This is a genomic window from Chitinophagales bacterium, from assembly GCA_020635995.1.
Taxonomy (GTDB): Bacteria; Bacteroidota; Bacteroidia; order Chitinophagales; family UBA8649; genus JAFMKE01.
Window position 1 is genome coordinate 683,240 of record JACJYS010000001.1, and the last position, 12,595, is coordinate 695,834.

Below are 12,595 nucleotides of genomic sequence, written 5' to 3' on the forward strand. Positions count from 1 at the left end.
ATTAAATAAAATATATTAGCACGGTTTTAGTTATAAATATACCAACAAGTGTATAAATTTGCGGTATGACTAAATTATGGCTAACATTATTATTCTTTTGTGCTCTTTCTTTAAAATCTATAAGCTGGCAAGACCATAATAATCTTGATGATACTTCTTTTAAAAGATTTGCCAACCAAGAAGCGTGGGTAGATTCTGTAGCTAATTCTTTAACATTAGATGAAAAAATAGCTCAGTTTTTTATGTTGGGCGTTTATCCCACACAGGGAGAAACAAACCGTAGCTATGTAGAAAATGTAATTAAAAAATATAACATAGGTGGTGTCATTCTTTTTAAAGGGCATCCTATACAAGCCGCTCAGTGGAATAATAGTTTTCAAAAAGCAGCCAAAACACCTCTTTTTATTTCTGTAGATGGAGAATGGGGAATAAATATGCGTTTAGACAGTACTATACAATATCCAAGGCAACTGACACTGGGAGCTATTCAAGATGATGATTTAATATACCAAATGGGGCAACAAATAGCTCTTGAATGCAAAGCCGTAGGGATAAATATAAACTTAGCTCCAGATATGGATATTAATAACAACATTAATAATCCGGTAATAAATGATAGAAGTTTTGGAGAAGATAAATATAATGTAGCATTAAAAGCATTGGCGTATGCACAAGGTATGCAAAGCCAAAACATAATGGCAGTAGGCAAGCATTTTCCCGGGCATGGCGATACCGATACCGATTCGCATAAAGATATGCCTATTATTAAGCACAGCAGAGCCAGATTAGACAGTATAGAACTTTATCCGTTTAAAGTGGCAGTTCAAAATGAAGTAAAAGGCATAATGGTGGCTCACTTAAATATTCCTGCTTTAGATAATACAGAAAATTTACCGTCAAGTTTATCTAAAAAAATAATCACCGATTTGCTTAAAACAGAAATGGGTTTTAACGGCTTAGTTTTTTCTGATGCATTAAACATGAAAGGAGTAACCAAATATTATGAGCCGGGAGAAGTAGATAAAATAGCTTTTTTGGCAGGCACAGATGTGTTAGTCGTTTCGGAAGATATACCTAAAGGTATTGAAATGATTAAAAAAGCCATTAAAAAAGGCGATATAACAGAGCAATATATAAATGAAAGATTAAAAAAAGTATTGGAAAATAAATATTGGCTTCAATTAGATAAATCTCCAATAGTAGATGTATCAAAAGTAAGCGGTGTTTTAAATTTAAAAACATCAAAAGAGCTAAATAAACAACTTTTTGAAAAAGCATTAACCATAGCTGCTAATGATAATTTTGTTATTCCATTAAAAAATGGGCAAGAAAAAAATACAATAGCCGTAGCTTTAGGTACGGGTTATACGCAAACTTTTCAAAAATCGCTGGAGCCGTATAGTATAAAAAACAGTATGGTTGTTCCAAACGATATAGCAACAGATAAAGTAAAAACTTACACAGATAAGTTAAAATCTTACGAAAAAGTTATTGTTAGCATACACAATATGAGCCGCTGGAAAAGCAAAAATTACGGCTTTTCGGCTGGTGAATTACAATTTTTAAATGAAATAAATAAAACTAAAGAAGTTATTTTAGTAGTTTTTGGTTCGCCATATAGTTTAAGTCAATTGCAAGACTTTAAAACCATATTAGTAGCATACGAAGATAATTCTTATACACAAGCAGCAGCGGCTAAAGCATTATTTGCTAAAATAGATGTAAACGGGAAATTGCCCGTAAGTGTAGGCAAGTTTAAAGTAGGCACAGGATATAATTTAAGTACCGAAAAAAACATAAAACACGTAGCTCCGGAAGATATGGGTATGGATAGTAAAATTTTAGATTCCATAGATTATTATGCCAAAAAAGCCATAAAAATTGAAGCAACGCCCGGTTGTCAAATTGTAGTTTTAAAAGATGGCAACATTGTTTACGATAAAAGTTTTGGATACACAACATACACTTCAAATACTCCTATTAACAGTCAAACTATTTACGATTTAGCATCTATTACTAAAGTGGCGGCTACTACACTGTCTATTATGAAACTTTATGAAGAGGATAAAATAGATTTAAACCAAACATTAAAGCATTATTTGCCCAACTTAAAAGGAACAAGCGTAGGAAATTTAGTTATAAAAAACATTATGACACATCAGGCAGGTTTGCCTTCGTGGATTCCGTTTTATAAAGCTACAGTAGAAGATTCTGTTTATAACAATTGGTATCAAGTAGATAGCAATGCTGCTTATTGTGTAAAAGTAGCAGACAATTTATTTATGTGTAAAGATTCTATAAATTATATATGGAAAACAATAGATGGTGTAGAAATAAAAGAAAATCCCGATTATAGATATAGTGATTTAGGATTTTATTTGCTTATGGAAGTTATTGAAAAACAAAGTGGTATAACTTTAGATGAATATGTAAGCAAGTATTTTTATGAACCAATGGAGCTACAAAATATTGGTTTTAATCCTCATAATAAATTTGATTTAAGTAGAATTCCGCCTACGGAAAATGATACCATTTTTAGAAAACAAGTGGTTCAAGGCTACGTTCACGACCCCGGTGCGGCTATGTTAGGCGGTGTGTGTGGGCATGCGGGCTTATTTAGCAATGCCATAGATTTAGCAGAATTGTTTCAAATGCTAAACAATGGAGGAACGTACAATGGAGTTAGATATTTAAAAGAAAAAACCGTTAACTATTTTAATACCGTTCCCTTTAAAGATAATGACAATAGAAGAGCTTTAGGTTTTGATAAGCCGGTGCTTCCTAATAAAAAAACCGGAGAAAGAAAAGGCGGACCTACAGCTCCAATGGTGAGCGATAAATGTTTTGGGCATACGGGATTTACAGGAACAGCCGTTTGGGCAGACCCCGAGTACAATTTAGTTTATGTTTTTCTGTCAAACAGAACTTATCCTTACGCCACCACAAATACTTTGGCTAAAGAAAATATACGTACAGATATACAAGAAGTTATTTACCGAGCTATGAAACATAAAGACGTAAATTAGAAATAATTTATGTTTTAAGATAGCATCTTGGAACGTTTAAGTAATTTGAATTACAGTTTGTGGTCTTTTACTTTTGTCTTGATACAAAAGTAACAAAAGATCAAGACTGTAATCAAAAACACTAAAATGCTATAAAACAGACGATGACAAATTAATGTATGCTCAACTTCAATTTCCCTAAAGTATTTTCACTTTTAGGAGCATACTAATTTGTCTGTTTGCCGTTTTATAATTTCATTCATTTTGGATGTCTGTTTTACATCATTTCTTAACGTATTTTTGATTAAGGTCAGATAAAAAGTGCACCTTAAGTTTGCAAGTGGGGCACCCATTAACCGAAAACTCCGTAAAAAATTAAACTGTTTGAAGAACAAGGAGATGATTTTTTTGAACTAAAAGTTCAAAAAAATCATCATATCAGGGGCGTCATTCCGTAAAATTTTGTAGTGAAGCGGAAAAATTTATACGGAATCCCAAATTCCTTTCACGGAAACAATTCTTAAAATTGATATTCCAAACACTTGTGAGGTTATAATGGGTCGCTGAAAACTTAGTGCAATTCTTTTGTAACTTTTCTACTAAAGAAAAGTTAATGTAAAATACTTCATGGGTATCTTTACGGATAGTCATAAAATATTGCTTGAAATTAAGAACGTTATAAAACTTTAAAATCACAAATTTATTTAAACCATTTTTGCTTTGTTTAGTATATTCGTGGTTAATCTAAAAATTATTAAAACATGAAAAAAATATTATTTAGCATTGTGGTTTTAACGGCATTATGTTTTACGCAGGTTGAAGCACAATTAAAGACACCGGCACCAAGTCCGGGAGCTACGGTAACACAAAAAGTGGGCGTTTCAGAAATTGCAATAGACTATTCTCGTCCAAGCATGAAAGGAAGAAAAATATTTGGAAGTTTAGTTCCTTTTGGCGAATTATGGCGTACGGGAGCCAATGCTTCTACAAAAGTAACCTTTGCAGATGATGTAAACGTAGGCGGAGTAGCTTTAAAAGCAGGCAAATATGCTTTATTTACTTTCCCCGGAGAAAGCGAATGGACAGTTGTGTTTTATGGCGATGCGGAAGTATCCGGTACACCTGGCGATAAATATGACCCAAAGCAAGAAGTGGCAAAATTTAAAGTGAAAAGTCAGAAATTAAATGATAAAGTAGAAACCTTTACTATAGATGTAGCTAATTTAACCGATGCATCTGCCGAAATCACTTTACTTTGGGAAAATACAAAAGTTGCGATTCCTGTAAAATTTGATACAGAAAAAATGGTAATGACAAGTATAGATGAAGTAATGGCAGGACCTTCGCAAAGAGATTATTATAGTGCGGCACGTTATTATTTTGATAATGGAAAAGATTTGAACACCGCCTATAAATGGATAACTAAAGCTACCGAAGGCGATGGAAATGCTTTTTGGATGTTGCGTTTAAAATCTCAAATAGAAGCTGGTTTAGGCAAATATAAAGAGGCTATAAATACAGCTACAAAATCTAAAGAATTAGCAGAAAAAGCAGGCAATAAACAATATGTGAAATTTAATGAAGATGCCATTAAAGAATGGTCTAAAAAGTAAATAGCAAAAGTATTTTTATTTAGCAAAAACGCTACAAGTAAAAATAACTTGTAGCGTTTTTGCTTTTTATATATCTCTTTCTGTTATATTGATGACATATACCACACTCGTGCCAGGTGGCACGAGTAAACTTTTTGTAGCTTTGCAAGCCCAAATAAAAGACTATGGAAAATTACACAGAATATATAGGTTATGCAGCTACCATTTTTTTAATGATTTCATTTTTGCTAAAGGACATGAAAAAACTGAGAATGGTAAATACTGTTGCCTGCCTGTTTTTTATTGTTTATGGCTATTATATAAATAGTATTCCTATAATGCTAAGCAACGCTTTTATATCTTGTGTTAATTTGTATTATTTAGTAGTGAGTAAGTAGATGCTGGTCATTGGTTATTTGTCAGTAGTGTGTGTTAGAGTTACGAACTTTCTAAAAGTTCGTAACTCTGTCCAATATTATTTTTATTCCGATACCGAAAATGGAATCAACACCCAGATTTGGTGTACACTCATAACCCACTATTATAAGTAGGGACATTCAGTAGTATCTCAAAACATAAAGACCATTATTACCAATTAGCCTAAATGATAACCAAAGAGAGAGTCTCTGCAATGGAGGGAAGTTTTGGAACAGACAAGGAACACTTTCTTCTGAATAGGATAAAAGCCAGAACAAAGGAAACGGAAACACTTTGGATATCATGCCTATCGGCAGACAAGTTTTTCGGTATTCATACCTCCAATGCACTCAAAATTGGTAGGCGTATGAGTCGGAATTTGGCAAAATTAGCATAGTAATAACTAAAAAATTGCATCCGTGGGAGTACTATGCCTATTCCTGAATATCCCTAAGTATTTAAAATCAACATTTTAATGTGCTATCAGAAGCTAACTTCTTACAGCACGAGAAGGGAGCTAATTGAAAATATACCTTTGGTAACTTTACGGATAGTCATAAAGATTTTTAAAAATTACGCATCTATTTCTACAATAATATATGCCTGTTTGTTTTTTCTATTGGTTGCATCTATTGCTTTAGCTAAATAGGTTTTTACTTCTTTTATAGTGCTTGTATTTTTAGTGCATTTTATTAGTATTTGTCTTAAATACATATTCCTAACTTTGCTTATTAATGGCGAGCTGGGTCCTAAAACCTGAAATTTTCCAGATAATCTCAACTCATTAGCCAACATATTTGAAGCGTTTTTTACATCTTCCGGAATTTTGTGCTTTATGGTTATTTGTATTAAACTAACATACGGTGGATAATTGTATTGCTTTCTTGTAAGAAGTTCGTTGTAGTAAAAACTATTCTGCTCGTAGTTTTTTATACTTTGTAAAATTACATTATCCGTATTATTACTTTGTATTAGTACTTTTCCTTGCTTTTCTTTTCTTCCTGCACGACCGCCCACTTGTGCCAGTAACTGATAAGCTCTTTCTGCAGCTCTAAAATCGGGGAAACTAAATAATTGATCGGCATTTACTATACCTACAAGCGAAACATTGTCAAAATCTAAACCTTTAGTTACCATTTGAGTACCTATAAGTATATCTATTTTTTTGTTTTGAAAATCAAAGATAATTTCTTCGTGCCCGTGTTTTCTCCTTGTACTATCCAAATCTAAACGAGCTACCTGTGCTTGCGGAAACAATATTTGTATTTCATCTTCTATTTGCTCTGTTCCAAAACCTTTTATTTGTACATCATTGCTACCGCAGGCTTTGCAGTTTTCTACCATTTTTTGTTGATGCCCACAGTAATGACAAACTAATTTATTGAAAAATTTATGGTAGGTTAAACTCACATCGCAGTTGGGACAGTATGGAATCCAATCGCATAAATTGCAGTTTACATAATTTGCAAAACCTCTTCTATTTTGAAATAAAATAACCTGCTCTTGGTTGTTTAATGCTTGTTGTATTGCTTCTTTAAGTTGCTCAGAAAACAAACCGTGCATTTTTTTTCGTTTCTTTAAGTCTAAAGTATCAATTAAAATTATTTCCGGTAAAACAGCTTTACCAAAACGGTCAGTTAATACAACGTGAGCATATTTTTTCAACTCAATATTATGGTAAGTTTCAAAACTAAGTGTAGCACTTCCTAATAGTATATTTGCTTTATGTAAATGAGCTAAAATTATAGCTGTATCTCTACCGTGGTAGCGTGGGGCTGGCTCAAACTGTTTGTAGCTTCGCTCGTGTTCTTCATCTACTATTATTAAACCCAAATTAGAAAAAGGTAAAAACACACCACTTCTTGCCGATAAAATAATGGGCGTTTTTTGTTCTATTACATTTTTGTATATTTCTACACGTTCTTGGTCGTTAAATTTTGAATGATAAACACCTATTTTATTGCCAAAATATTTTTGTAATCTTAAAACCAACTGAGCAGTGAGAGCAATTTCCGGCAATAAATATAAAACTTGCTTGCCTTGAGCTATAGCTTCTTCAATTAATTTAATATAAATATGTGTTTTGCCACTTCCTGTTACGCCTTCAAGTACGGTTACTTTATTTGCTGTAAAGTGTTGCTTAATTTCTTTTAAAGCCACATCTTGCTGTACGCTTAAAGGAGAAGCATCATTTGTTTCTATTTTATCCTGTATAATACGCGATACCTCTTTTTCTTCTTGAACAAAAATTTCATTTTTTATTAAGGTATTTAAGCTACTGGAAGAAAGATTATCATCGGCATTTAATAGGCTTTTTTCTACCCAACTTTTTTGAGGTTGAAGTTGCAAATATTTAAGTAAAACTTCGGTTTGTTTTTCATATCGGCTTATTTTTTCAAAAACTTCATGAAGGGCTTTGTCGTTAGTGTATCTATCGTTTAGTTTAATATAATTTACAGTTTTAGGCTTATATTTTTCTTGCAGTTCTTCTTTAACCACACACAAGCGATAATACATCAGTTTATTGATGATAGGATATACACTTTTTTTAGATAAAATTTCTTGAATATCGGTAAGCTCTAATTCTTGATTGGCTTGCAAAGCTTCGGCTAATAAAAATTCTTCATCGTTAAGTTCATTTCTGTCAAAATGGGGATTATCTATGTATATAAACTTAGTTTCACTGCTTAATTTTAGGGCAGAGGGCAAGGCTGCGTTCATTACTTCTCCTAAAGTGCACATATAGTAGGTGCTTATCCACTCCCAAAGTTTAAACTGCTTTTCATTGACAAGTATTTGGCTGTCGGCAATTTCTTCTATAGGTTTTGCGATGTAGTCGGTAGGCTTTCTATGGTGTATTTCATATACTATACCGCTATAAATTTTTCGTTTGCCAAACTGTACTATAACGCGGTGTCCTTTTTTTATGTGTTCCACAAGGTCAAAAGGCACACCATAGGTGTAGGTATTGGGCGTAGCCAAAGGTAATATTACTTCTACAAAAGTGGCTTGAGACATCAATGGCTAAAATACGAATAATACTAATTGTTTAATAAAAAGTAACCTTACTATTTTAAAAAACTTCTCTAGCTATTTGCACAGTATTTTCACTACGACTCATAGTATAGTAATGAATACACGGCACATTAGCTTGCTTTAGCTCCTTACTTTGTTCTATTGCCCACTTTACGCCTACTTGTTTTACTTCATCGTTTGTTTTGCATTTAGCCACCTCTTTAGATAAAGGCTCTGGTATATCTATATGAAACATACTTGGCAATATTTTTAAATGATTTTTAGTAGCAAAGGGTTTAATCCCAGGTACTATGGGAACATTAATTCCTATAGCTCTGCATTTATCTACAAAATCAAAATATTTTTGGTTGTCAAAAAACATTTGGGTAACAATATAATCTGCTCCGGCATCTACTTTTTGCTTTAAATATTCTAAATCGCTATTCAAATTAGGTGCTTCAAAGTGTTTTTCGGGGTAGCCTGCCACGCCCACACAAAAGCTTGTACTAAAATCAGATAGCGTTTCTTCATGCAAAAAACGTCCTTCGTTCATGTGGTGTATTTGATCTACTAAATCCACAGCATAAATATTTCTATTAATGCGGTCTTCAATATGATATTCAGATTTTCCCATTTCATCTCCTTTTATTACTAAAATATTTTCAATACCTAAATAATAAAGTGAGAACAAAGCATCTTCCGTTTCTTCTTTAGTAAAACCGCCACAAATTAAATGAGGTACGGCTTCTATTTTATATTTATTCATAATAGCAGCACAAATACCTACAGTTCCCGGTCTTTTGCGTATAGGCACACGCCTTACCGAACCATCGGAGTTTTTTCTGTAAACTATTTCTTCTCTATGGTAGGTTACATCTACAAAAGGCGGATTAAACTCCATTAAAGGATCAAGAACATTGTATAAATCTTTTATATTTTTCCCTTTCATTGGTGGCAAAACCTCAATAGAAAACAAAGTTTCTTTGGTAGAATTTAGTTTATCGGCTACTCTCATGCTCCAAAGTTACATATAGCATCATCTTTTTTGCAATTTTATTTATAAATACTTTATCTTTGGCAAACAATATACTTTAATATGAAAAATTTATATCTACTATTCGCATTTGTTCTACTAACATTATTCTCTTGCAAAAATGAATGTCAAGATTTATTAGATCAAATTCATGAAGCAAAAAGCACTTATGAATCTGCTCCTACACAGGCAAACTGTATAGCATATCAAAATTTGTTACAATCATATATTAATGGTTCTTGCGAGTCAAACTCACAAGGTGTTAATTATGATGTTTTGTTTCAAGATTACTTAAATGATTTAGATTGTGGTTCGCTACCTTCTACAACTTGTGGCAATGGTGTGCAAGACGGAGATGAAACGGGCGTTGACTGCGGAGGAAGCTGTACGCCTTGTGGCACAACAGTACCTACTTGTACCGATGGCATTATGAATGGAGATGAAACTGGAGTTGATTGTGGTGGCACATCTTGTCCACCGTGTAGTAGCAACAATTATTATATGAGATGCGAAATTGATGGCACTCCTTGGGATGCTTATATGTTAGGATTTATGGCGGCATCAATTGATTATTCTGGATACTTAAATGGTTTTATAAGTTATACAAATGAAGGTCAAATTAGGATAGGCAATTTAGACGATTTTTTACAAACAGGTTCTTATGTTTTTACTAATGGAACTCTGTCTTCTGGTTTAGCTAGTTTCTCTTATGTTCCGGAAGTTTTAGGAACTTCTCCTAATCATTTTTATGAGCCCGTTGGCAATAACGGCTCATTGGTTATAACGGCTGTAAATATTACCGATTCTACTGTAACGGGAACGTTTAGTGTAGATGTTTATGATGATAATTTTACTCCGTTTGATACTATTAGTATAACAAATGGAGAGTTTTATGTTCCTTTTACAAATTAGTAATTAATGAATTTAAAAGAGTTAGCCCAGCAAAAAATATTGGTGTTAGATGGTGCTATGGGTACTATGATACAGCGTCATAAGCTGGAAGAAGAAGATTTTAGGGGCGAAAGATTTAAAAATCATACGCAGCCACTTAAAGGCAATAATGATTTACTTTCTATAACACGTCCGGAAATTATTAAAGATATACACAGAAAATATTTTGAAGCCGGTGCAGATATTGTAGAAACAAATACATTTAGTGGTACTATTATAGCACAAGAAGATTATGGCTTAGATAGAGATGATGTATATCAAATTAATTATCAATCGGCTAAAATAGCGAGAGAAGTAGCGGATGAGTTTGAAAACAAGTTTGTGGCAGGAAGTATAGGACCAACTAACCGAACGGCTTCATTATCTCCCGATGTTAATAACCCTGAATATAGAGCCGTTACTTTTGATGAACTTAAAGAAGCCTATAAGTTTCAAGTAAAAGGCTTAGTAGAAGGTGGTGTAGATATACTTTTGGTAGAAACTGTTTTTGATACCTTAAATGCCAAAGCAGCCTTGTTTGCCATTCAAGAGTATTTTAACGAAAACTCATCTAAAAGTGAAGAAACTTCAGTCCTACCTATTATGGTTTCGGGTACTATAACCGATGCCAGTGGTAGAACTTTAAGTGGACAAACCACAGAAGCTTTTTTAATTTCTATGGAACATATACCACTGTTTAGCATAGGCTTAAACTGTGCTTTGGGGGCAAAACAATTGCGACCTTATTTACAAGTTTTAGCTTCAAAATCGGAATTTAATGTGAGTGCACACCCTAATGCAGGTTTGCCCAATGAGTTTGGACAATACGATGAATCTCCGGAAGCTATGCAAGCACAAATAGAAGATTTTTTAAAAGAGGGATTGCTAAATGTAGTGGGTGGTTGCTGTGGCACTACACCGGAGCATATTAAAGCCATAGCCGAAGTGGCTAAAAAATATAAACCAAGAAAAATCACTGAAATAGTAGGTTAAGCAGTTTTTTTTTAACCTCTTTAAATAGTTGCATCTACAATTAGCGTTAATTAAACAAAAAGTAACAGCATACTTTCATCATTTTTATAGGAATTTGTTACATTTGGGCGAAATTAATTCCCAATGGAAAATATTTCAGACAAATTTGCATTAAAAGGTCTCACTTTTGATGATGTTTTGCTTATACCTGCACATTCAGAAGTGCTACCACGAGAGGTTGACATTAGAACAAAACTTACACGAGAAATCTCTATAAACTTGCCCTTAGTTTCTGCGGCAATGGATACCGTTACAGAATCGGCAATGGCTATAGCAATGGCTCGCGAGGGCGGAATGGGTATTTTGCACAAAAATATGAGTATAGAAAATCAGGCAAAAGAAGTGCGTAAAGTAAAGCGTTCTGAAAGCGGTTTGATAGTAGATCCTATTACGCTTAGTCCCGAAGCCAAAATAGGAGAAGCTTTACAATTAATGAAAGAAAACAAAATTGGAGGTATCCCTATTGTAGATGAAAAAGATAATTTAGTAGGAATATTAACTAATAGAGATTTGCGTTTTGAAACGCATACGGATACTTTGGTTAGTGAAATTATGACCAAAGATAAACTGATAACAGCTCCCGAAGGAACAGATTTAGCTGCTGCGGAAAAAATATTGCAAAAACACAAAATAGAAAAGTTGCCCGTAGTTAGTCGCGATGGAAAATTAGTGGGTTTAATTACCTATAAAGATATTTTGCGAGTACAAAACTATCCAAGTGCCTGTAAAGATGATTTTGGTAGATTGATGGTGGGTGCTGCTGTGGGTGTTACTGCCGATATGTTTGACAGAATAGAAGCTTTACTTAATGTGGGTGTAGATGTTATAACCATTGACACCGCTCACGGGCATTCGGCAGGGGTGCTAAATACCGTAAAAGAAGCTAAAAAGAAGTTTAAAAACCTTCAAATGATAGCAGGAAATATAGCCACAAAAGAGGGTGCTCAAGCATTGATAGATGCAGGAGTAGATGCCGTAAAAGTAGGTGTAGGGCCCGGTTCTATTTGTACTACAAGGGTAGTGGCAGGCGTGGGCGTACCTCAATTGACCGCTATTTACGAAGCGGCTCAGGCATGCAAAAAAGCAGGTATTCCTGTTATAGCAGACGGAGGCATAAGATATACAGGAGATATGGTAAAAGCCTTAGCCGGTGGAGCAGATGTAGTAATGGCGGGTTCTATTTTTGCAGGTACAGATGAAAGCCCGGGGGAAACTATCATTTTTGAAGGGCGTAAGTTTAAATCTTATAGAGGAATGGGAAGTGTAGAAGCCATGAAACAGGGTTCTAAAGACCGTTATTTTCAAGATGTGGAAGACGATATTAAAAAATTAGTACCGGAAGGAATTGTAGGAAGAGTACCATATAAAGGAACACTAAGCGAAGTAATGCACCAATTTATAGGTGGCTTGCGTGCTGGAATGGGATATTGCGGAGCAAAAGATATTACCACATTAAAAAATGCCAAATTTACTGTTATTACATCGGCAGGAGTAAGAGAAAGCCATCCTCATGACGTTACTATCACTAAGGAATCGCCAAATTATAGCAGATAATTAGTCGTTAGTAGTTG

8 protein-coding genes are annotated in these 12,595 nt (G+C 33.9%); 6 read left to right on the forward strand and 2 right to left on the reverse strand.

Annotation, left to right across the window (positions count from 1 at the left end; genetic code table 11):
* Positions 1-65 precede the first annotated feature (65 nt).
* The 3 genes from H6578_02970 to H6578_02980 all read left to right on the forward strand — a co-directional run bounded on the left by H6578_02970 (position 66) and on the right by H6578_02980 (position 4,995).
* Entirely contained in the window at positions 66-3,026 is a 2,961-nt protein-coding gene (locus H6578_02970) for a serine hydrolase (GenBank protein ID MCB9226124.1), read from the forward strand.
* Between the two features lie 740 nt (positions 3,027-3,766).
* Complete coding sequence (locus H6578_02975) at positions 3,767-4,618, forward strand: DUF2911 domain-containing protein (GenBank protein ID MCB9226125.1); 852 nt, start codon at positions 3,767-3,769, stop codon at positions 4,616-4,618.
* 164 nt (positions 4,619-4,782) lie between these two features.
* A complete protein-coding gene (locus H6578_02980) occupies positions 4,783-4,995 on the forward strand; it encodes a YgjV family protein (GenBank protein ID MCB9226126.1) in 213 nt (70 codons plus the stop codon).
* A 592-nt stretch (positions 4,996-5,587) separates the two neighbouring features.
* On the opposite strand, the gene priA is transcribed toward H6578_02980, so the two are convergent.
* Positions 5,588-8,032 (reverse strand): primosomal protein N', encoded by a 2,445-nt coding sequence (gene priA, locus H6578_02985; protein ID MCB9226127.1) that lies wholly within the window; start codon positions 8,030-8,032, stop codon positions 5,588-5,590.
* A 55-nt stretch (positions 8,033-8,087) separates the two neighbouring features.
* On the reverse strand, positions 8,088-9,044 hold the full coding sequence (gene metF, locus H6578_02990) for a methylenetetrahydrofolate reductase [NAD(P)H] (protein ID MCB9226128.1): 957 nt from the start codon (positions 9,042-9,044) through the stop codon (positions 8,088-8,090).
* Positions 9,045-9,125: 81 nt separating this feature from the next.
* On the opposite strand from metF, the gene H6578_02995 reads away from it, so the two are divergent.
* The 3 genes from H6578_02995 to guaB all read left to right on the forward strand — a co-directional run bounded on the left by H6578_02995 (position 9,126) and on the right by guaB (position 12,578).
* Positions 9,126-9,974 carry a hypothetical protein gene (locus H6578_02995; protein ID MCB9226129.1) on the forward strand — a complete coding sequence of 283 codons (849 nt, stop codon included), beginning with the start codon at positions 9,126-9,128 and terminating at the stop codon, positions 9,972-9,974.
* Positions 9,975-9,980: 6 nt separating this feature from the next.
* A complete protein-coding gene (locus tag H6578_03000) occupies positions 9,981-10,985 on the forward strand; it encodes a homocysteine S-methyltransferase family protein (GenBank protein ID MCB9226130.1) in 1,005 nt (334 codons plus the stop codon).
* A 123-nt stretch (positions 10,986-11,108) separates the two neighbouring features.
* On the forward strand, positions 11,109-12,578 hold the full coding sequence (gene guaB / locus H6578_03005; protein ID MCB9226131.1) for an IMP dehydrogenase: 1,470 nt from the start codon (positions 11,109-11,111) through the stop codon (positions 12,576-12,578).
* Positions 12,579-12,595 lie beyond the last annotated feature (17 nt).

Bases quoted from the DNA above. Each gene is read 5' to 3' on its own strand.
- H6578_02970 (MCB9226124.1), top strand. From the start codon at position 66: ATGACTAAATTATGGCTAACATTATTATTCTTTTGTGCTCTTTCTTTA.
- H6578_02975 (MCB9226125.1), top strand. From the start codon at position 3,767: ATGAAAAAAATATTATTTAGCATTGTGGTTTTAACGGCATTATGTTTT.
- H6578_02980 (MCB9226126.1), top strand. From the start codon at position 4,783: ATGGAAAATTACACAGAATATATAGGTTATGCAGCTACCATTTTTTTA.
- priA (MCB9226127.1), bottom strand. From the start codon at position 8,032: ATGTCTCAAGCCACTTTTGTAGAAGTAATATTACCTTTGGCTACGCCC.
- metF (MCB9226128.1), bottom strand. From the start codon at position 9,044: ATGAGAGTAGCCGATAAACTAAATTCTACCAAAGAAACTTTGTTTTCT.
- H6578_02995 (MCB9226129.1), top strand. From the start codon at position 9,126: ATGAAAAATTTATATCTACTATTCGCATTTGTTCTACTAACATTATTC.
- H6578_03000 (MCB9226130.1), top strand. From the start codon at position 9,981: ATGAATTTAAAAGAGTTAGCCCAGCAAAAAATATTGGTGTTAGATGGT.
- guaB (MCB9226131.1), top strand. From the start codon at position 11,109: ATGGAAAATATTTCAGACAAATTTGCATTAAAAGGTCTCACTTTTGAT.